Origin of the sequence: Undibacterium sp. RuTC16W (genome assembly GCF_049339445.1) — a bacterium.
In the GTDB taxonomy this organism is placed as follows: Bacteria; Pseudomonadota; Gammaproteobacteria; order Burkholderiales; family Burkholderiaceae_D; genus Undibacterium.
Genome location: NZ_JBMPPE010000006.1, coordinates 308,954 through 329,550, shown reverse-complemented (window position 1 = coordinate 329,550; position 20,597 = coordinate 308,954). Strand labels below are relative to the sequence as shown.

17 protein-coding genes are annotated in these 20,597 nt (G+C 47.4%); 10 read left to right on the top strand and 7 right to left on the bottom strand.

Annotation, left to right across the window (positions count from 1 at the left end; genetic code table 11):
- The first annotated feature begins 1,025 nt into the window (after positions 1-1,025).
- The 6 genes from ACO0K4_RS13925 to fabI all read left to right on the top strand — a co-directional run bounded on the left by ACO0K4_RS13925 (position 1,026) and on the right by fabI (position 10,060).
- Positions 1,026-2,807, top strand: coding sequence for an ABC transporter substrate-binding protein (locus tag ACO0K4_RS13925; RefSeq protein WP_422957223.1), 1,782 nt, complete (start codon positions 1,026-1,028; stop codon positions 2,805-2,807).
- Between the two features lie 263 nt (positions 2,808-3,070).
- A complete protein-coding gene (locus ACO0K4_RS13920) occupies positions 3,071-4,918 on the top strand; it encodes an ABC transporter substrate-binding protein (RefSeq protein ID WP_422957222.1) in 1,848 nt (615 codons plus the stop codon).
- Positions 4,919-5,098: 180 nt separating this feature from the next.
- Positions 5,099-6,037 carry an ABC transporter permease gene (locus tag ACO0K4_RS13915; RefSeq protein WP_422957221.1) on the top strand — a complete coding sequence of 313 codons (939 nt, stop codon included), beginning with the start codon at positions 5,099-5,101 and terminating at the stop codon, positions 6,035-6,037.
- Positions 6,038-6,045: 8 nt separating this feature from the next.
- Positions 6,046-7,152, top strand: a complete 1,107-nt coding sequence (locus ACO0K4_RS13910; protein WP_422957220.1) for an ABC transporter permease — start codon at positions 6,046-6,048, stop codon at positions 7,150-7,152.
- Between the two features lie 9 nt (positions 7,153-7,161).
- A complete protein-coding gene (locus ACO0K4_RS13905; protein ID WP_422957219.1) occupies positions 7,162-8,850 on the top strand; it encodes an ABC transporter ATP-binding protein in 1,689 nt (562 codons plus the stop codon).
- A gap of 427 nt (positions 8,851-9,277) precedes the next feature.
- Positions 9,278-10,060, top strand: coding sequence for an enoyl-ACP reductase FabI (gene fabI / locus ACO0K4_RS13900; RefSeq protein ID WP_422957218.1), 783 nt, complete (start codon positions 9,278-9,280; stop codon positions 10,058-10,060).
- Positions 10,061-10,150: 90 nt separating this feature from the next.
- Here the strand turns inward: fabI and ACO0K4_RS13895 are convergent, their stop codons facing one another.
- From ACO0K4_RS13895 to modA, 4 genes are read right to left on the bottom strand one after another with little or no spacing between them, the layout of a single operon-like run.
- Positions 10,151-11,032 (bottom strand): ABC transporter ATP-binding protein, encoded by an 882-nt coding sequence (locus ACO0K4_RS13895; RefSeq protein ID WP_422957217.1) that lies wholly within the window; start codon positions 11,030-11,032, stop codon positions 10,151-10,153.
- Entirely contained in the window at positions 11,032-11,724 is a 693-nt protein-coding gene (gene modB, locus ACO0K4_RS13890) for a molybdate ABC transporter permease subunit (protein WP_422957216.1), read from the bottom strand. Before modB ends, ACO0K4_RS13895 begins: the two co-directional genes overlap by 1 nt.
- The gene (locus tag ACO0K4_RS13885; protein ID WP_422957215.1) at positions 11,721-12,131 is read right to left on the bottom strand and encodes a TOBE domain-containing protein; all 411 of its coding nucleotides are present in this window, start codon (positions 12,129-12,131) and stop codon (positions 11,721-11,723) included. Before ACO0K4_RS13885 ends, modB begins: the two co-directional genes overlap by 4 nt.
- A complete protein-coding gene (gene modA, locus ACO0K4_RS13880; protein WP_422957214.1) occupies positions 12,128-12,883 on the bottom strand; it encodes a molybdate ABC transporter substrate-binding protein in 756 nt (251 codons plus the stop codon). Before modA ends, ACO0K4_RS13885 begins: the two co-directional genes overlap by 4 nt.
- 330 nt (positions 12,884-13,213) lie before the next feature.
- Between modA and bcsZ the strand changes: the two genes are divergently transcribed.
- The 4 genes from bcsZ to tal all read left to right on the top strand — a co-directional run bounded on the left by bcsZ (position 13,214) and on the right by tal (position 18,441).
- On the top strand, positions 13,214-14,314 hold the full coding sequence (gene bcsZ, locus ACO0K4_RS13875; protein WP_422957213.1) for a cellulose synthase complex periplasmic endoglucanase BcsZ: 1,101 nt from the start codon (positions 13,214-13,216) through the stop codon (positions 14,312-14,314).
- Positions 14,315-14,659: 345 nt separating this feature from the next.
- A complete protein-coding gene (locus tag ACO0K4_RS13870; protein WP_422957212.1) occupies positions 14,660-16,156 on the top strand; it encodes a DEAD/DEAH box helicase in 1,497 nt (498 codons plus the stop codon).
- Between the two features lie 191 nt (positions 16,157-16,347).
- A complete protein-coding gene (gene selD / locus ACO0K4_RS13865; protein ID WP_422957211.1) occupies positions 16,348-17,403 on the top strand; it encodes a selenide, water dikinase SelD in 1,056 nt (351 codons plus the stop codon).
- A 102-nt stretch (positions 17,404-17,505) separates the two neighbouring features.
- Entirely contained in the window at positions 17,506-18,441 is a 936-nt protein-coding gene (gene tal, locus ACO0K4_RS13860) for a transaldolase (protein WP_422957210.1), read from the top strand.
- A gap of 178 nt (positions 18,442-18,619) precedes the next feature.
- Here the strand turns inward: tal and ACO0K4_RS13855 are convergent, their stop codons facing one another.
- The 3 genes from ACO0K4_RS13855 to ACO0K4_RS13845 all read right to left on the bottom strand — a co-directional run bounded on the left by ACO0K4_RS13855 (position 18,620) and on the right by ACO0K4_RS13845 (position 20,593).
- The gene (locus ACO0K4_RS13855) at positions 18,620-19,216 is read right to left on the bottom strand and encodes a HupE/UreJ family protein (protein WP_422957209.1); all 597 of its coding nucleotides are present in this window, start codon (positions 19,214-19,216) and stop codon (positions 18,620-18,622) included.
- Between the two features lie 113 nt (positions 19,217-19,329).
- Entirely contained in the window at positions 19,330-19,767 is a 438-nt protein-coding gene (rnhA, locus tag ACO0K4_RS13850; protein ID WP_422957208.1) for a ribonuclease HI, read from the bottom strand.
- Positions 19,760-20,593 (bottom strand): class I SAM-dependent methyltransferase, encoded by an 834-nt coding sequence (locus ACO0K4_RS13845; protein WP_422957207.1) that lies wholly within the window; start codon positions 20,591-20,593, stop codon positions 19,760-19,762. The genes rnhA and ACO0K4_RS13845 overlap by 8 nt, the downstream gene beginning before the upstream one ends.
- Between the last annotated feature and the right edge of the window lie 4 nt (positions 20,594-20,597).

Here is a 20,597-nt window from a genome sequence, read left to right as displayed (position 1 = left end):
AACTCGACTACTTTGACCCCTAATCCGTTGATCAGGGCGTACACGAGTACGACGTGAAATGCAACGACCAGCCCTATCCCTAGCAACTTCTTGCCCGGCTCTTGCTGGCGATTTGAAAAATCCATACCTACTTTCCTCCGAATACCACGACATATTGCTAACAGGCATACCCGTTTCAACAAATACTGAACCGGATAACCAATAAAAGGTGGCACGCACATTGGGTGCCAATCTGGCTTAAGCAAACTTCATGCATAGCGCAGAACGACAAAGCGTGTTTCGCCAAAAAATGAATTATATGGCGAAGCAACCGATTGCGTACCCATTCTTTCACTCAATTTTTTGTAAATACAAAATAAATCCGATTTTAAATGAATTTATTTTCACCCCTATCACATCGTGTATATGAGTGAAATCAGTGAATAACTTGACCGTATTTACAGCTAAAGATTTATGTAAAAAAAAGCGTTTTCTCACATAAGAAATGAAAATGAAAGCATCAAAAAATTTTCGATGGCGCATGGAACCACTTCTGAGCACGCCCTGTCAATACTCGCCATTTCACATTTCACAAAAAAACAACAGCCAATTTTTCAGAGAGAAAAACAGATAATTGCCATGCATTCCATTTGTGCTTTGCAGCAAATAAATAGTGCGTAGATATAACATTTATCACCGAAGTTACTTTTATTTTGCCGCAGACGTGAACATCCAGAATAAAATTTTTTTTCATCTCAAAATCATCACGTATTCGGCTGAATATTATGCATCTCACATTATGCATTTTGGTGCAGAACAGCATGACTCTTGCTATTCATACAAATAGATAGATGGTGTTTTTTGCAAGCCAAAAAATATCGCGCCATCTTGGTGCAAATAAATAAGAAAAATAAATTTTACTTTTGTGCTGTACCGTATTGACTTGCGTTATGGTTACGGCTTTTTTAGCCCCCTGCCTGCCCTGAGCCCTCATCTATATGAAGGAAGCTCAAAACAAGGTCAGAAAAATGAAGAGGTGTTGAGTAATGTTGGGTTCACTTAAATTAAAGCTCATTGCGTTTGGTCTGATCCTGATATCGGGCGCGACGACCACTCTGGCAGAGAATCCGGCAGACCCGAACAAAATCGTCAGGCAAGCATTTGAAGGTGCGGATGATGGCTTTGATATGGCGAAAACATCCAATCACTATTCAGGCTGGGTCGTGAATGCTATTTTCGAACCGCTGCTCACCTACGATTACCTAGCACGTCCGGCAAAACTGATTCCAGGTACGATAGAGGCGATGCCGGAAGTCAGTGATGCGGGCAAGGTCTTTATTTTCAAAATTAAGCCGGGCATCTACTTCGCCCCAGATGATGCATTTAAGGGTAAAAAACACGAGCTGACCGCGCAAGACTATATATATACGTTTAAGCGCATACTCGATCCGGTCAACCGCTCTCCTCACGCAAGTTTCATTGACGGCAAAATTGCCGGCATGTCCGAGGTCCAGGCAAAGGCAAAGAAAACCGGTAAATTCGATTACGACATGCCCGTTGCAGGCTTAAAAGCACTCGACAAATACACACTCAGAATCGAACTCCGGGATACCGACTATAACTTCCTGTACGTGATGGCCTATTCTGCATTTGGTGCGGTCGCGAAAGAAGTGATTGACACCTATGGAGAGCAAACTGGTCTGCATCCAGTCGGCACAGGCCCCTACATGATGGAAAAATATCTGCCTCGCAGTAAAATTTTTCTCAAGGCAAATCCGGAATACCGTGGCTACATCTGGGACTTCCAGTCCTCCGGCAGTGCCTGGGATGATCAGATCGTCAAAGTCATGAAGGGTAAAAAAATGCCGCAAGTCGGCAAAGTTGAGATCAGCATCATAGAAGAAGAACAGTCCCGCTGGCTGGCGTTCCAGGATAAACAGATTGATATAGATAAACTGCCTCAGATTGCCGCACCTGCTGTACTTGATGGTGACAAACTCAAAGCCTCCTTTGTCGCAGAAGGTATCAAAATGGACAGAGTCGCTGACGCAGGTCTGACTTTCTCCATGTTCAATATGCGGGACCCCGTTGTTGGCGGTTATACCAAAGAAAAAATCGCGCTACGCCGTGCTATCGTCATGGCTTATAGCAATGCGGACGAAGTCGCTCAGATGCGGCTTGGACAAGCGATTCGTGCCGAGAGCATGATACCGCCAGGTGTGGTCGGATACGATCCTAAATACCGCAGCAGCATTCCTTACGATATCGGGCTCGCCAACAAACTACTTGATCGTTTCGGTTATCAGCGTGGCGCGGATGGCTACCGTACAAAGCCTGACGGCTCACCGCTGGTGATTAAAAAAACGATGGAAGCGGCCAATATCTATAAGGTACAAGCAGAGATTTTTAAGCGTGGACTAGATCAACTCGGTATTCGCATCGACTTCGTGGTCAGTAACTTCGCCGACAATCTGAAGGCCGCCAGTGCCTGCCAGCTCGCGATGTGGAGCGGTGCCTGGAATGCGGATTATCCTGACGGCGAAAATTTCCTGCAATTACTGTACGGCCCTAAAGCAGGTCAAGGCAATCACGCCTGCTACGAATCACCGGCTTACGACGCGATGTATAGAAAAGCTATGTCACTCCCATCCGGCGAAGAAAGAAATAAAATTTATTCGCAGATGAGTCGTCAGATCGAAGCAGATACGCCATGGGCATTGCACTCAACACGTATCCGCAGCTGGCTGATACGGCCATGGATACAAGGTTACAAAAAGCACCCTATCCTGCACGCAGACTGGCAATATCTCGACGTTGAGAAGCATTAAAATTGCTCATCGATCAGTATCAAAACAAGTAGGACAACTCACAACAGTTTGGAACAAATATAGACACAAATAGATATACAAATAAACACGCGAATAAAGTGAAAACACTAAGACGTAAAAGCATCAACTGAGGCTCGGCGTCTTCGTGTACATTTGCCCGTGTACATTTGTTTATATATTGTCTGCGCATTGTCAATATTTTTGTCCGTATAGTTAAACAAGCATTTTTATCCAGGTCGCTTTAACAAGGAGACCCACTCGCAATGAAGTCATCATCTATTCTGCACAAGCTATTCGTTTCGCATCGACCAAAAGTCTCCGCACTCGCACTTGCCATCGGTATATTCACCAGCCTCACCTCCCTCCCGGTGTCCAATGCAGACGCCGCGACCAGTCCGGCAGATCCTGACAAAGTATTGAAGTGGGTATTCAACGTTGCGGAGACCGGTTTCGATCCGGGTGCGGCAAAAGATTTATATTCAAACGGCGTTAACTACGTCATCTTTGAAACACTATATTCCTATGATTACCTCGCCAGCCCGGTCAAACTGATTCCGCGTGTGGCAGAGAGCATGCCTGAGGTCTCTGCCGACGCAAAAACATATACGATTAAAATCAAGAAAGGCATTTTCTTTACGCCGGATGAGGCATTCAAAGGAAAGAAACGCGAGCTGACCGCTGCGGATTACGTCTACACATTAAAGCGGCTGATGGATCCAAAACTATCCTCGCCGCACTCCTGGCTGATCGCCGGAAAAATTGTGGGCCTGGACGCCTTGGCAACCCAGGCAAAAAAAACCAATAAATTCGACTACGATGCCAAAATCCCCGGCCTGGAAGTCGTTGATAAATACACCTTGCGCATTCATCTGAACGAACCGGATTTTAATCTCGGCCTGATTCTGGCGCACAACCCGACTGGCGCCGTTGCACGCGAAGTCATCGAGAAATACCAGGACATTCAGGGTCAGGTCATGTCGAATCCTGTCGGAACTGGTCCATACATGCTGGTGCCCGATGAATGGGTGCGTGGATCTAAAATCATTCTGGTGGCAAATCCCGACTATCGTGGCGACGTCTGGAATCATCAAGGCAGCAGCCCTGATGATCAAAAAATCATGGCGGTAATGAAGGGCAAACGCATGCCACAGATTGGTCGCATCGAAATCAATGTCATGATCGAAGATCAATCGCGCTGGCTCGCTTTCCAGGGTGGCGAAGTTGATATTTTTGAGCTGGAAGGACCGCTCGCTCCGCAGGCGCTGGACAACGGCAAACTAAAACCCGCGTTACAGAAAAAAGGCATCTTGCTCTCACGTATACCTGACCCTGAACTCACTGTGTATTACTGGAATATGCAGGATCCGGTATGGGGTGGACTGACGAAAGACAAAATTGCATTGCGCCGCGCCGTTGCGATGGCACACAACGTCACAGAGGAAATCAATATTGTTTATAACGGCAACGCCATTCCGCTTGACTACCCTATCCCACCGGGCGTAGTCGGTCACGACCCTAATTATAAAAGCAGCATTCAATACAATCCGGCCGCCGCCAATATGCTGTTAGACAAATTTGGCTACAAAAAAGGAGCCGATGGTTTTCGCACCCTGCCCGACGGTAAACCGCTGGAAATCCGCTACACCGCACGCACCGGCCCGATCGGCAAGCTGCAGACCGAGGTCTGGAAAAAAACCTACGACTCAATCGGCATCCGCATGAAAGAAGATCTAGTGCAGTTTTCCGAAATGCTAAAGGCAGAAAAAAACTGCCAGTTACAAACACGCAATGCACCGTGGATTGCCGATTATCCTGATGGGGACAACTTCATGCAATTATTCTATGGCCCCAATACCGGCTCAACGAATAATGGCTGCGTCAAGATTCCAGAATATGACGCTCTGTACGTAAAGTCACAGAAACTACCACCTGGTGCAGAACGTGATGCGCTGTATCACAAGATGACACGCATTATGGAAGTCAATACAGCACAAAGAACTGGCTTTGCCCGCTATAGAAACATGCTGGCACAACCCAGAGTCATCGGCTATAAAAAACATCCGATTATCTATGGCGAATGGATGTTCTTTGATGTTGAGAAAAATAAATAAGCCCTGAGATCGTGATCGAATTTTATCTATCTTAGGGTTCAAGCAAAATGACTTCGGCAAGGTGCAGCAAGCAACACCGTATCAATACCAAAAACGATAAGGTGCTGCGACGCCGCCGGAATGTTTTGCCTGAGTCCTGCATACCAACAATCGCGTAATTAACTTAGTTGAAAGTACTCCATGACCGCCTATATATTGCGCCGCTTATGGCAAATGGCACCCACGATGCTGGGGGTGATTTTGCTGGTGTTCTTTTTATTTAACTGGGTAGGCGGGGATCCCGCTTATATTCTGGCAGGCAAAATGTCAAACGCTGAGCAGATTGCGAATATCCGCACCCAGCTTGGCATTGACCAGCCTTACTATGTCCAGCTAGGGATTTTCATCAAGCAAATTCTTACCTTCAATTTCGGCACCAGCTGGAGCACCGGTGAGGCCGTGTCCTCCATCATCGGCACGCGCCTTGGGCCATCACTCACGGTGTTGGTGCCCTTGACTATCATCGAAACACTGATTGCGATTGCGCTGGCACTGGCGATTGCATTCCGTCGTGGCAGTCTGACCGATCGTGGCGTTATGATTGCCTGTACCTTCGGCATGTCCATCAGTATTCTGGTCTACATCATCGTGGGACAGTATTTCTTTGCTTATAAACTGGGATTGTTTCCGGTTCAGGGCTGGGGTAATAGCTTTGCCGAAAATCTGTTTAAATATTCTGCTCTGCCCATCCTGATTGCTCTCGCTGTCGGTGTCGCTCCCAATCTGCGCCTGTTCCGCACGTTTGTACTTGACGAGGTGAATCAAGACTATGTACGTACTGCACGCGCTAAAGGTGTGTCCGAGGGCCGGGTCAAATGGGTCCATGTACTACGCAACGCCTCAATCCCTATCATTACGCACGTCATGTCGAATTTGCCGGCATTGCTGATCGGTGCGTTCCTGATTGAGCGCTTCTTCTCTATTCCCGGCATCGGTCGTGAAGTCATCCTGGCGGTAGAGCGTAGCGACTTCCCTGTCATCAAAGCAATCACTGTCTATGTTGCCGCCGCAACGATGTTCTTTAATCTGTTGACCGACCTGTTGTACCAAGCGGTTGATCCACGAGTTCAGTTGAAATAAGGTTTCCCATGTCAACGTTACAAACAAATCATACTGCCTCGCCTGGGTTGTGGGCACTAGCATGGCGCCGGCTGCGCGCCGACACAATTGCGATGTCAGCGATGTCTGTCGTCATCGCCTTTTTGGTGGTTCTGGTCTTATCAGCCTCCGGCCTGATTGCTGCAGACTGGGAACAAGAGATTGGCGCCAGTTATGCGCCACCACACTTCATTGGCGCGGACTCCTCAATGTCAATTGCCAAAGTAGCAGAAGAACCTTTACCTGATAATCCACTGGACCCTTTAGCCGATGTCCTGCGTGAATTGCGTAAAGCGCCTGCGAGTCAGCAAGTGATTATTACCAATGAGTATGGCGTACCTGATCCGCTCGCTAAAGAAATGAGCGAGATCTACACAGAGCTGGCCAAGGTAGGTAAAGCGACCGTTGCAGCCAAGCTCGATACCCTGCCGTTTGGCGCGGATAAATGGGGACATGACATCATCAAAAAAACGATCAAGGGAGCAGAAACCTCGATCATCGTTGGTCTGGTTGCCGCCTTCCTGGCAACCCTGCTGGGCACACTGTTTGGCGCACTGGCAGGTTACTTCGGCAATCGTGTCGATGATTTTTTTAACTGGTTTTACAGCATCTTCACCTCGATTCCCTACCTGTTATTGATTCTGTCAGTCGCCGCCGTATTACAGCAAAAAGGCGTGACTACGATTATTCTGATCCTTGCGTTTACTGGCTGGACAGGCCCATTCCGCCTGATCCGTGCGGAATACATGAAGCATAAAAACCGCGAATATGTCTGGGCTGCTGACGCAATCGGTGCATCGGATTTCCGCAAAATGTTTATTCATATTTTTCCGAATGTCAGCCATGTCGCCTTAGTTCAGGTATCGATTCTGGTCGTCGGCTTTATCAAATCAGAAGTCATTTTGAGCTTCCTTGGTTTTGGTGTACCCGTTGGCGTGGTGTCCTGGGGCAGTATGTTGAATGAAGCACAGAACGAACTGATTCTGGGCAAGTGGTGGCAACTGGTCGCCGCGACGGCGGGAATGGCTGTATTAGTCACTGCCTTCTCATTGTTCACCGATGCCCTGCGTGATGCGCTCGACCCCAAGCTCAAATAAGGACAGACCATGAGCCAAGAATCATTATTAAAAGTTGAGAATTTGCGTGTCTCTTTCCGCATTAATAAAAAAGAGAGCGTAGAAACTGTTAAAGGTATTTCTTTCGAGATTCCGCGTAATTCAACCGTGGCCCTGGTCGGTGAATCCGGTAGCGGTAAATCGGTCAGTTCGCTCGCAATCATGGGCTTACTTCCGCCAGATACTTCGAGTATTGCGAAAGAAAGCAAGATCACGTTTGAAGGTCGTAGCTTGCTTGACCTCAGCCTGGCTGAACGTCGCCAGTTATGCGGCAAAGATATCTCGATGATTTTTCAGGAACCGATGACATCCCTGAATCCGGTATTTACCGTGGGATTTCAGATCGGCGAAGTATTGCAATTGCATATGGGGATGAACGCCAAACAAGCGCGTGCCAGAGCGATTGCCTTGCTTGAAGAAGTTGGCATTCCTGATCCTGCAACAAAGATTGATGCGTATCCGAGCCAAATGTCTGGCGGTCAGCAGCAACGGGTAATGATCGCGATGGCGATTGCCTGCGAGCCAAAACTATTAATCGCCGATGAGCCGACAACTGCGCTCGACGTCACGATACAAAAACAGATTATTGATCTGATCGAAGCTCTGCGTGCAAAACATAAAATGTCCGTGCTCTTTATTACACATGATCTCGCATTGGTTGGTGAAATTGCCGATCAGGTGATCGTCATGCGCAATGGCGAGGTACGTGAGGCCGGTGATGTGAAACAGATATTCGAGCAGCCAAAAGATACCTACACACAGGCTTTGCTGCACTGCCGCCCTACTCTGGATTCGCGCCCGTGGCGTTTGCCGGTGATCGCCGATTTTATGAATAACCAAGGCACCACCATCGATCATAAAGAACGTCCCCGCGGGCTCAAAGGGGATGAAGATATCGTCCTCGACGTGCGTAATCTGGGTAAGAGTTTTTATAGCCGTGAAGGTTTTTTCGGGAAGAAAGAATTCAAGGCTGTCGAAGGCGTGTCATTCAAACTGGCACGTGGTAAGACACTGGGCGTGGTCGGCGAATCTGGTTCCGGTAAGACGACGGTGGGTCTGACACTGATGCGCTTGCATCAGGCAACTTCAGGTGAGGCTATCTTTGATGGCAAGGACATCTTATCTATGTCGAATAAAGATTTCCTGCAATATAAGCGTCGAATTCAAATCATTTTCCAGAATCCCTACGCCTCACTGAATCCGCGCTTTACGGTAGGCCAGATTCTGATGGAGCCGATGCAGATACATCAGATCGGCGCCAATGACACCGAGCGCTCACAAATGGCTTACACCTTACTGGAGAAAGTCGGTCTGCCTGCGGTGGCTTTTCACCGCTACCCGCATGAATTCTCCGGTGGCCAGCGTCAGCGTATTGCGATTGCACGTTGCCTGACTATGAAACCGGAAGTGCTGGTGTGTGACGAATCAGTCTCTGCGCTCGATGTGTCGGTGCAAGCTCAGGTTTTGAACCTGTTACAGGATTTGCAGGAAGAGTTTGGCTTGTCTTATATTTTCATTTCGCATGATTTGGCCGTCGTCAAATATATTGCCGACCAGGTGATGGTGATGAACAAAGGCAAAGTCGTTGAGCTGGCAAATTCAGATGACTTGTATCTGAATCCGACGCAGGCTTACACCAAGACCTTGCTCAATGCGATTCCGCGTGGCTTGCATTCTTAGTCAAGCGCTTTAGTTTTGCTTCTGCATCGCTTCTGTGTCGGCTCTATTTCACTTCTACTTCGCTCTTTTTAATGGCAGAACGCATTAAAACGAGCGAAATAGCCAGGCACTTAGGATTCTCAGCCAGATATTGCTTAATACCTCGTGTGGAAATATTTGCCGACGGGGCGTCTTGCATCTACAATTCCGTGCGGCTGAGGGATTCCTCTAATTGGCGGCAGTAAGATTTTGTTCAGGATTATTTCGGCAGAGTACCGCTGGATGAGTACCGGATAAGTTTTGGCAATTAAGACGACAACGCGCTGAATTACCTCAATTCATTACATCACTACAACGCACCACAAACCAATACCGCACTGTTTATGCGCCGTTCCAAGGCTTTTTGGCCTGTAGACCGCATAGATATTACGGTAGCATAGGAGTTAATATGGGATTTCTGCAAGGCAAAAAGATTTTGATCACAGGTTTGTTGTCAAACCGTTCTATCGCTTACGGCATCGCCAAGGCATGCAAACGCGAAGGTGCCGAGCTCGCATTCACTTATGTCGGTGAGCGCTTTAAAGACAGAATTACCGAATTCGCCGAAGAATTCGATAGCAAACTGGTGTTTGATTGCGACGTTGGCAGCGATGAACAAATTAATGCCGTATTTGCGGATCTGGCCAAATCCTGGGATGGCCTTGACGGTCTGGTACATGCGATCGGTTTTGCACCACGTGAGGCGATTGCTGGCGATTTCCTAGATGGTTTATCACGTGAATCCTTCAAGATTGCGCATGATATCTCCGCCTATAGTTTCCCAGCGCTGGCAAAAGCAGCCTTACCAATGTTGCGTCAGGATTCAGCGCTACTAACCTTGTCCTACCTGGGTGCGATAAAAGCTATTCCTAACTACAACACCATGGGTCTGGCAAAAGCGTCGCTGGAAGCCTCCGTGCGCTATCTGGCAGAATCCTTGGGCAAACGCGGTGTGCGCGTCAACGGTATCTCTGCCGGCCCGATCAAGACGCTGGCAGCGAGCGGCATCAAGGATTTTAGTAAATTGCTCGGCTTTGTTGCGACAAATGCGCCTTTGCGTCGCAACGTAACAATTGATGATGTAGGCAATACTGCGGCGTTCTTGCTGTCGCATTTATCCGCTGGCATTACGGGCGAGATTACCTATGTGGATGGCGGTTTTTCTCACGTCATGGGTATTACGCAAGACTAAAATCTGGATCTCTAAAATCTGCATTTTCCAATGAAAAAGCGCTCTGTATATGGAGCGCTTTTTTTGTATCCGGCCATGATGAATAAAATGTCAGGAGTAGTCATGAGATTTAAAAATCAAAGGGCTGAAAGCCTTGGTCGAAATAGAAATGTACTCACCGATTTTTATATCACCAATCTCATCTTGAGACGCAATAATTTCAACGATATCCTGCCCCACCAGTAAAGACAAAATAAAAACCACTTCTTCGCGCCGGATCGCTAGAACCTGAGCACGTAAATTTAACCTCCCTGCCAGTTTCTGCTTTAAAAATACTTGTACTGGCGAACCTGATTGCGTTACCACTCCCCGCTCTATCACATGTACTTGTTGCGCCAATTTAAATACTTCACCCATGTCATGACTAACCAAGATCGTTGTCAATCCAGACTGATGATGCAAAGTCGCAAGTTCATCCTGTAATTGCGTACGCATGTCTGCATCTAGGGCAGATAAAGGTTCGTCCAGCAATAAGAGTTTAGGCTTTCTCGCTAAAGAACGCGCTAGAGCAACCCGTTGCTTTTGGCCACCGGATAAAACACTCGGCAATCTATCTTGCAATTCAATCAAACCGGTCATTGCTAATAATTGGTCGACCCATGCTGTTTGCTGCGTCGTCACAGCATAAGCAACATTAGCGCGTACACTCAGGTTGGGAAATAAAGCATAGTCCTGGAAGACAAAACCAATCTCCCGCTGCTGCGGTGACAAACATATTTTTTTACGCGAGTCGAACCAAGTTATACCATCCACAATCAGACTACCGCTGTCAGGCAAAGTCAACCCGGCCAGCATCCGTAATAAGGTAGTTTTACCAGCCCCGGACACGCCGAACAGACTGACTAAATCACCGCGCTTGATATTGATATTTACATCCAGCTGTATCTGACCATCAGCGCTGTGCAACTGCTTTTGTAGGTTAATGTCAATCATCACAGCATCTTTAACATTCTTTTGTTATTAACATAAACGAGTAGCAAAATCGCAAAGCTGATAACGAATAAAATCATTGCATAGAAATGTGCTGCTGCATAATTTAAGCTCTCAACCTCATCATAAATAGCGATAGAAGCAACTTTAGTTAGACCAGGAATATTGCCACCTATCATTAAGACCAAACCAAATTCACCAACAGTATGGGCAAAGCTCAACACAATTCCAGATAACAAAGCTGCGCGACAGTTCGGTAGTAAAACTCGAAATAACGCATATAAATCAGATTTACCTAAAGTACGTGACGCTTGGATCAACGATATAGGTAAATTCTGCAAACCAGATTGCAAAGGATGCACCATAAAAGACAAACTAAAAATTACTGAACCAACGACCAAACCAGCAAAACTAAATACCAATTTCAGACCAAAAAAATTTTCTAGCCAATGACCAAATGCATTCTGTGGACTAAACGCCAGCAGCAAATAAAACCCCAATACCGATGGCGGCAAGACTAAAGGCATACTGACCAAAGTTTCTAATACTGGTTTAAAACGGTTGGGGGTATATGCCAACCAATACGCGAGCGGAATACCTATCACCAACAGAATACAAGTCGTCAATCCAGCCAACTGAAACGTCAACCAGAGTGGCTGCAAATCGTGTCCAATCCAGTTTCCTAGCCAGCTCATAAAACATCTCCTGCGAATAAACTCATTTCATTTGATTTGACCAATCCCTCAACCTGATCACCGACTGCTAATGTCAAACTGCGCGCAGATCTGGTCGTGATCACCGAGCTAAGATCAAGACCATCCATTCTCATCACTACGCGCGTCAATAACTGACCATATTCGATCGAGGTAATGATGGACGGCATGCGATTACGAAGGCTGATCTGACCAGACAAATTTTTCGCGAGTGCGACTTCTGTTTCTTTAAATAAGAGGTTCACCGCCTGCCCGCTCCTCCACACCTCAAGCTGATCAGCCGCCCCCATTAAGGTCGCAGTAAAGCAATGCGATCCGACCATCACATCAACAACCGCGACACTACCGTAGGCGTCGATCGCAGCGATCTTCCCTGAGAATTTATTCATGGAAGCAAATAACCGTAACGCTCAAAAATTGCACGGGCTTTAGCGGAGTAGATAAAATCAAAAAATTGCTGTGCAATTTTAGGATGATGTTCTTTACCGTAGTTGAGAATGATCGCGCCTTGCGCAATCGACTGATAACTCGCCGCTGGCACATCAATCCATTTTCCCTGCCCTTTCATCTCAGCGGATAACACAACCGACTTGGCGGTAAACCCAATGTCGGCCGCGCGCGAGTGGATGTATTGATTGGTTTGCGAAATACTCTCACCGAAAACGAGCTTTGCTTGAAGCGGCGCGGCAAGTTTGTAATATTGCAGGCTGTTCATCGCCTCCCGGCCATAAGGTGAAGTCTTGGGGTTAGCGACAGCGATTTTATCGATAGCGGTGCCAGCAAGCAGTGATTGCCAGTCACGCAGATCCACGTCTTTGAGTGTCCACAACACAAGCGCACCACGGGCATATACCTTCGGTGGCGAGGCGCTAAAACCTTCTTTATGCAGCTTATCCGGAAATTCCATATCTGCCGAAAGAAACACATCAAACGGCGCGCCATTCATGATCTGTGTCACGAACTTACCGGAGGAACTGAAACTAGCCTGTACGTCATGCCCGGTTTCTTTTTTAAACTCGGTTTTCAAGTCTTCAAATACATACTGCACATTAGCAGCAACAGCGACCGCAATCGTCTCAGCATGTACAACAGGGGCCAGAATGCCGGACAACACAAGAAAAATAAATGCAGGTATTTTCATTTCAATCCTTATTGACGATAAACTATGTATGTCTGTGAATAGAGCTTAGCCCCCCTACGTCAATGTTACCGCTCTATTGCGTACCATGCATGCGATGTGTACTGTCGTATCACTGCACGTGGCGAGAATAATTTTTGACGGGCGCTGTATCTCTTGTTTAATTGAATAATAATTCCTGACACGCTCCGGATTTTACAAACAAATTCCATGTACGTCTTTGACGAATTCCGACAATTTCGACTTAAGCCTAAAACAATGACCTTTCCGGATAAACCTGCATCGCTGTCGACAACAATAATAACGATATCAATGCTATGTCTGGGATTATTCATGAGTGATGCCAGGGCAGCGACTATTTGTGACAAGAACTGGCCTGAATGGGACGCATTTAAAAAGAATTTTATCAATGAAGGTGGTCGCGTCATTGATGCGAGCACTCCGCGCCTTCAGAGTACCTCTGAGGGGCAAGCGTACGCTTTATTTTTCGCTCTTGTTGCGAATGATCGTAAAAGCTTTAATTTACTGTTGAGCTGGACTGAAGCGAATCTCGCAGAAGGTGACTTGACCGCACGCCTGCCGGCCTGGCTATGGGGTAAAAAAGATGATGCTAGCTGGGGTGTCATTGATAAAAATCCCGCTTCAGATGCAGATCTTTGGCTCGCCTATACCTTAGGCGAAGCGGCAAATGTGTGGAATGACAAACGGTATGCGGCGCTCTCAACGCTGATCGCAAAACGCATCTTGCGTGAAGAGACCGCAACACTCCCTAAACTCGGACTGACTTTATTGCCAGCACCGAGCGGCTTCACTCCTAGCGCAACGAGCTGGAAATTAAACCCAAGCTATATGCCGATTCAGATTCTGCGCTGGTTTGCTGGTCACAATGATGATGATCGCTGGGACAAATTAATTAACTCATCGGTCTCGGTCATCACTCAGTCTGCCATCAGAGGCTATAGTCCGGATTGGACTATTTTTGATGCGACCAATGGCAGACAAGCGTTCATTCCCGACTTGCAAGGTGCAGAAAAAGGGAATGGCGGCTATAACGCGATTCGCGTTTATCTCTGGGCTGGCATGCTGTCAGAACAGGAGCGATATCGCAAAGATATACTCACAGCACTCAAACCCATGGCGACCCTGATCGAAAGCAAAGGCTATCCACCGGAATTAATCAACATCAATACGGGTGAATTTAATAAACCGGCATCCAGCGGGTTTTCTGCAGCAGTTTTACCTTTTTTAAAATCATCTGGCGCGCACAAAGCTTATGAAGAACAGAATTTACGGATGCAAGCCCAGACCATCAAAGCCGATGCGTATTACGATCAAGTCCTCGCCTTATATGCCCAAGGCTGGCAAGAGCAACGTTATCAATTTAACGGCAAAGGCAACGTCTTGCTAAAATGGAAATCCACTTGTAGCAAATAGTCATGTGCCGGCGGATTTCAGATAAATAGCTGCTTTTTCCTGAAAAATACTGTATCATCCCGTTTTTGCACTGCAATATAAATTTGCAGTGAGTAAAAGTACCTTGCAGCACCGCAAACCCTGCATATTTGTGATGACACAAATAGTGCAATGTAAAAGCCCTCCCGCCCTGTATGTCCAGTAACACATCTTGGACATCATCCCGGCGCAAAGCTTTTTGTGCCGAAATTTCATCGTTTCCTTATTGGTATCCTTTGTTCATTTCGTTTGGTTGGCGTTGCTTTTTTACGCGTATTGCAATCGTATCTGCGTTTGCTTTGCGCTGATTTTTAACGAAAGATTAGAATGACTTTTGAAGCATTAGGCTTACACACGTCCGTTATCCGCGCCCTCACTGATGCTGGCTATACCAAGCCAACCGGTGTTCAAGAACAAGCTGTTCCGGCTGCGATCAGCGGCCGTGATTTATTAGTATCCTCACAAACAGGCTCAGGCAAAACTGCCGCCTTCATGTTGCCAGCGTTGCATAAATTTGCGACTGCAGCAGAAACCGCATTAGAATCCCCTGGCAAAACACCCAATCAAGCACAACAGTCAGCACGTGCCCGTGGTGATCGTCCGCGTTTCGTTGCAGCAAAACCAAAAATGCTGGTATTGACACCAACACGTGAACTTGCTTTGCAAGTAACAACGGCAACAGATAAATACTGCGCTTACATGCGTCGCGTCAAAGCTGTCTCCATCTTGGGTGGCATGCCTTATCCGAAACAAATGCAATTGCTGTCACGCAATCCAGAGATTCTGGTAGCAACACCTGGTCGTTTGATCGATCACATGGAATCCGGCAAAATCGATTTCTCCGAACTAGAAATTCTGGTTCTGGATGAAGCAGACCGTATGCTGGACATGGGTTTCATTGACGATATCGAAAAAATCGTCGCTGCTACACCAGAATCACGTCAAACCATGCTGTTCTCAGCAACACTGGACGGCGTTGTTGGCAATATGGCTCGTCGTATCACTAAAGATCCGATGATCATCCAGATCGCCGGGTCGGCATCCAAGCATGAAAATATTCAGCAGAAAGTCCATTTCGTGGATGATCTGTCTCACAAAAATCGTTTGCTGGATCATTTGCTGCGCGACGAAACAGTGGATCAGGCAGTTATCTTCACCGCCACCAAGCGTGATGCAGATACCATCGCCGATCGTCTGAATATCGCTGGTTTCGCAGCAGCTGCGTTGCATGGCGATATGCATCAAGGCGCACGCAACCGCACACTCGACGCATTGCGCCGCGGTCAGGTTCGCGTTCTGGTAGCAACAGACGTAGCTGCACGTGGTATTGACGTTCCGGCAATTACTCACGTATTCAACTACGATTTACCGAAATTCCCTGAAGATTACGTCCACCGTATCGGCCGTACCGGTCGTGCAGGCCGCAATGGTGTGGCAGTTTCTCTGGTAAATCACGCTGAAGGCATCAACGTCAAACGTATCGAGCGCTTCACCAAGCAATTGATCCCTGTCGATGTGATTGAAGGCTTTGAACCGAAGAAAACTGCCTCACCTGCACGTAGCGCGGCACGTAAGCCAAGTGGCTGGCGTCCAGGCGACAGCCGTAGTGCTAACACAGGCACTGGCGGCGGCTATCGCGGCAATAATGCAGCAAATGGCAACCGCAGTGAAGGCACAGGCTACGGAGCGAGCAAGCCAGGCCAACGCACTTTCAGCAAGCCAGCTGGCAGCACTGCTGGCGCGCCACGCAAAGAAGGTAGCGGCGGCTACAAAGGCACTCGTTCTGGCGATACCGGTGCACGTCGCTCTTTCGGCGATCGTTAATCGACTGGTCAGCAGGCAATAAAAAACTTCCGTTGTAAGCAAAAATAAAAGCGATCACTTTATGTGGTCGCTTTTTTTATATTGGCTATCACGACAGAGACTGATACATAGGGCAGTTATCTCGTTTACACTAGGCGATTAGACGATAACAGAATTATTCAGCAAATTACCTTACCCCCTCAAGCCTCAAGATGACCTCAAGTACAGCACCCGTTCGATTAACTTCTTTTTCTCATGGCGGCGGCTGCGGTTGCAAAATAGCGCCTGGCGTATTGTCTGAGATTTTAAAAAAATCGACGGGATTCCCCGTTCCTGCTGCTTTGATGGTGGGGATAGAAACCGCCGATGATGCTGCCGTATATAAGCTCAATGAAGAACAGGCGCTGATTGCAACAACTGACTTCTTTATGCCGATTGTTGATGACCCCTTCGATTTCGGGCGGATCGCAGCAACCAATGCGATTTCTGATGTCTATGCAATGGGCGGTACACCGATTATGGCCTTAGCCCTGGTTGGCATGCCCGTCAATCAGTTACCCATTGATGTAATTGGAAAGGTTATTCAGGGCGGCGAATCGATTTGTGCTGAAGCCGGGATACCAATTGCAGGTGGACACACCATCGATTCTGTTGAACCTATTTATGGCTTAGTCGTGCTGGGTTTGGTACATCCATCCAAAGTCAAACGCAATGCAGGCGCCAAAGTCGGCGATAAACTGATACTGGGTAAGCCGCTGGGCGTAGGAATATTATCTGCCGCGCTAAAAAAACAAGCTTTAGACGATGCCGGTTATGCCAGCATGATCAACAACACCACCAAACTCAATCGTCCCGGAATCGCTTTATCCAACATGACAGGCGTGCATGCGCTAACCGATGTTACTGGCTTTGGTTTATTAGGTCATTTATTGGAAATGTGCAGAGGTGCAGGCGTCGCCGCAACATTAAATATGGCCGAGATTCCCCTGCTGCCACATGTTCTGGCATTGGCCGAGGCCGGATATATCACCGGAGCATCAGGGCGAAACTGGGCAGCCTATGGCGCAGATGTTGTACTCGATCAAAAAATCACAGCAACTCAACAAGCTTTGCTAAGCGATCCGCAAACATCGGGAGGCTTACTCGTCGCCTGTGCCGCTGATGATGTCCCGGCAGTGCTGGCGCTATTCCAGGCGGAACATTTTTCGGAGGCAGCGGTAATCGGGGAAATTATTGCAGGTTCGCCAGTTATCCATGTTGGCGCCTGAAGCCATATCATCGTTACACTAACATTTATACTCTGCCTCAATACCACACGTTGACTCCGTTCAATTTTACTGACTCACTATTTACCTTCATTTAAGTACATCATGAATCAATTAGAACAACTCAAAAAATACACGACTGTCGTTGCTGATACCGGCGATTTCCAGGCGATGAGAGCTTACGCTCCGCAAGACGCGACAACGAACCCGTCGCTGATTCTGAAGGCGGTCCAAAAACCGGAATATCGCCCTATGTTAGAGGCAATTATTACCACTCATGCAGGTAAATCTATCGATGACATCATCGATCATTTGCTGGTTGCGTTTGGCTTAGAAATTTTGAAAATTGTTCCGGGTCGCGTATCAACGGAAACGGACGCACGCCTGTCCTTTGATACGGCGGCGACAGTTGCAAAAGGTCGCAAACTCATCGCCCTGTATGAAGCCGCAGGCATTGCGCGTGACCGTATCCTCATCAAAATCGCATCTACATGGGAAGGCATCCGTGCGGCTGAGATTCTCGAAAAAGAAGGTATCCGCTGCAATATGACATTGCTGTTCTGCCTGCCGCAAGCAGTTGCCTGCGCAGAAGCTGGCGCGCAACTCATCTCACCATTCGTCGGTCGTATTTATGACTGGTATAAAAAGCAAACAGGACAAGAAATATTCGGCGCAGATGATCCAGGCGTTTTATCCGTAAAAAAGATTTATACCTACTACCGTAAGTTTGGCTACGACACCGAAATCATGGGCGCCAGCTTCCGCAATACATCACAAATCCTTGAGTTAGCGGGCTGTGATCTATTAACGATCAGCCCGGATCTGCTGCAAAAACTAGCTGACTCAACGACAAGCGTATCGGCAAAACTCAATAAAGAATCGGCTCTGGCATCTGACATGCAAAAAATCAGTCTCGACGAAAAAGCCTTCCGTTTCCAGCTGAACGAAGATCCGATGGCAACCGAAAAGCTATCTGAAGGCATACGTCTTTTCTGTGCGGATACTGTGAAGCTTGAGGAATTAATTACGAGCCTAAGCTAAGTTCCTAAGTTTGTACTTCTGATTCGATTACAAAGAATTGGTATAAAGTAAAAAAGGCACAAAATGTGCCTTTTTTATTGAAAACCAGCGCTGGTCAATATTTGCATCCAGAGACGCGCTCATGTCAAAACACAAAATGGTGATGCAGGTAATTATTTGAGTAGTAACAGAATTCAAATCATGCCAGCATACTGTACAAACCTGTACAAGCAATTCCAACGCCACCAAGCTGTATCAAGGACCTCAATCTAGAATTCCTCGCGAACCAGGACAGACCTAAACCACAGGTATGCAGCAATAGTGTTGCAACGACGAAACCGGCACCCGCCAGTAATATTGAGGAGTTCGCGGATATTTCCCGCCCGTGCGCATACCCATGCAAAGCGCCAAATACAGATACGATGAGCGTTGCAAACCATAATGGCATTTTGACGGCAAAAGCGATTAACAGGCCAAGCACCGCTAACGAGCTTGCTATACCAGATTCAACTTGCGGTAGTGAATAACCGGAGCGGGCAAACACGGCACCTGCCACCATCATCAGCGGGAAACAAACAGGCAATACCCATAAAGCTGAGCGCTTATTTTGTGCAGCCCATAAACCTATCGCGACCATCGCCAGAATATGATCCAGCCCGGAAAACGGATGCGCAAACCCATCGGCAAAACCCATCACCTCTCTATGCACACCATCATGCGCGAAAGCGGACAAGGCATACACAGATAAGAGGCCGCCAATAACAGTCCGGTATAAGGTTTTTTCGCTGATACGCACTTTATTCTCTCCTATAAAAGCGCACTTATTTGGCGCAAATCTTCAATAGTATTTATCCTCAGCAAAAAGTATGCCTTTCGTTTGCTTCGCCTGGCCTCATCGGACTTAACCGCTTACGGCAATATGGATTCAACGCCGCGATTCGCCAATTGATCCGCCCGTTCATTGCCCGGATGTCCGGCATGACCCTTCACCCATTTCCATTCAATATGATGAGTAGCCTGAGCCTGATCGAGTTGCTGCCATAAATCGACGTTCTTTACGGGTGCTTTGGATGCCGTTTTCCAGCCTTTGGCCTTCCATCCCTGTATCCATTCGGTAATCCCTTTTAAAACATACTGGCTATCCGAATGCAAAGTGATATGGCAAGGTCGCTTAAGCACCGACAAAGCCTGGATCACGGCCATCAATTCCATGCGGTTGTTGGTCGTATCTTTTTCACCGCCAAACATTTCTTTTTTGTTCTCACCTGCAATCAACAAGGCGCCCCAGCCACCCACGCCAGGATTACCTTTGCAAGCACCATCTGTAAAAATTTCTATCTTATCCATGATTCTTATTGCGATTGGTCACGGGCACAGCATTACCGCGCGCTGCACGCTTATGCTTCCATGCCGGACCAATTAAATGCATTCCTTTAATTCGTTTAATTGCTTGTATAGTGTAAGTCGCGCCGAAATAAGGCCACCACCTCGATCCCGCATTTTCCATCAAACCACTGCGCTTTAACCATTTTTCCGTCCGGAACGGTGGCGCATAACAACCAAAGTCGGTGTGATTCACTTCCATATTCAAAAGCTTGAGCCAGTCTTTCATCCTCGGCACGCTGATGAAATCACCTTCTTTCGGTAAAAAATAATTTCCGGCAAGACGCCCTGCCGCTTGCCGGGCACCCCACAAACTTGCACGATTAAATCCGCAAATAATCACGCGACCTTCAGGAATCAAAATCCGCTCTACCTCACGTAAAATCTGATGGGGTTCTTCAGCGAATTCTAATATATGCGGCAAGACAACGAGATCAATACTATGTGAATCAAACGGCAGTTCACAAAAATCGTGACAAAGCACGATAGGCGGCAAAACTGGATTCACGCTATCGGCCATACCGGCTGCATCAGATAAATCTGACACAGACAACATGTCACGCCGTTTAGCAGGCGATGCTGGTAAGCTATTATTCGTCCGCCATTTATTAGGCATACGATTCGCTCTCAAGGCATCAATTTGTGGCAAGCCGATTTGTACTGCGTTAAAGCCAAAAATGTCCACAGTGAGCTGATCGAGTAATGTCTGCTCCCATTCGAGAATATAACTGCCTGCTGGCTGAGCCAACCATGCACCGAGGTCTATAATGGGACTTTTATCTGTATTCATATCA

Bases quoted from the DNA above. Each gene is read 5' to 3' on its own strand.
- rnhA (WP_422957208.1), bottom strand. From the start codon at position 19,767: ATGGATAAGATAGAAATTTTTACAGATGGTGCTTGCAAAGGTAATCCT.
- ACO0K4_RS13870 (WP_422957212.1), top strand. From the start codon at position 14,660: ATGACTTTTGAAGCATTAGGCTTACACACGTCCGTTATCCGCGCCCTC.
- fabI (WP_422957218.1), top strand. From the start codon at position 9,278: ATGGGATTTCTGCAAGGCAAAAAGATTTTGATCACAGGTTTGTTGTCA.
- ACO0K4_RS13915 (WP_422957221.1), top strand. From the start codon at position 5,099: ATGACCGCCTATATATTGCGCCGCTTATGGCAAATGGCACCCACGATG.
- ACO0K4_RS13905 (WP_422957219.1), top strand. From the start codon at position 7,162: ATGAGCCAAGAATCATTATTAAAAGTTGAGAATTTGCGTGTCTCTTTC.
- modB (WP_422957216.1), bottom strand. From the start codon at position 11,724: ATGAGCTGGCTAGGAAACTGGATTGGACACGATTTGCAGCCACTCTGG.
- bcsZ (WP_422957213.1), top strand. From the start codon at position 13,214: ATGAGTGATGCCAGGGCAGCGACTATTTGTGACAAGAACTGGCCTGAA.
- ACO0K4_RS13885 (WP_422957215.1), bottom strand. From the start codon at position 12,131: ATGAATAAATTCTCAGGGAAGATCGCTGCGATCGACGCCTACGGTAGT.
- tal (WP_422957210.1), top strand. From the start codon at position 17,506: ATGAATCAATTAGAACAACTCAAAAAATACACGACTGTCGTTGCTGAT.
- modA (WP_422957214.1), bottom strand. From the start codon at position 12,883: ATGAAAATACCTGCATTTATTTTTCTTGTGTTGTCCGGCATTCTGGCC.
- ACO0K4_RS13845 (WP_422957207.1), bottom strand. From the start codon at position 20,593: ATGAATACAGATAAAAGTCCCATTATAGACCTCGGTGCATGGTTGGCT.
- selD (WP_422957211.1), top strand. From the start codon at position 16,348: ATGACCTCAAGTACAGCACCCGTTCGATTAACTTCTTTTTCTCATGGC.
- ACO0K4_RS13920 (WP_422957222.1), top strand. From the start codon at position 3,071: ATGAAGTCATCATCTATTCTGCACAAGCTATTCGTTTCGCATCGACCA.
- ACO0K4_RS13910 (WP_422957220.1), top strand. From the start codon at position 6,046: ATGTCAACGTTACAAACAAATCATACTGCCTCGCCTGGGTTGTGGGCA.
- ACO0K4_RS13895 (WP_422957217.1), bottom strand. From the start codon at position 11,032: ATGATTGACATTAACCTACAAAAGCAGTTGCACAGCGCTGATGGTCAG.
- ACO0K4_RS13925 (WP_422957223.1), top strand. From the start codon at position 1,026: ATGTTGGGTTCACTTAAATTAAAGCTCATTGCGTTTGGTCTGATCCTG.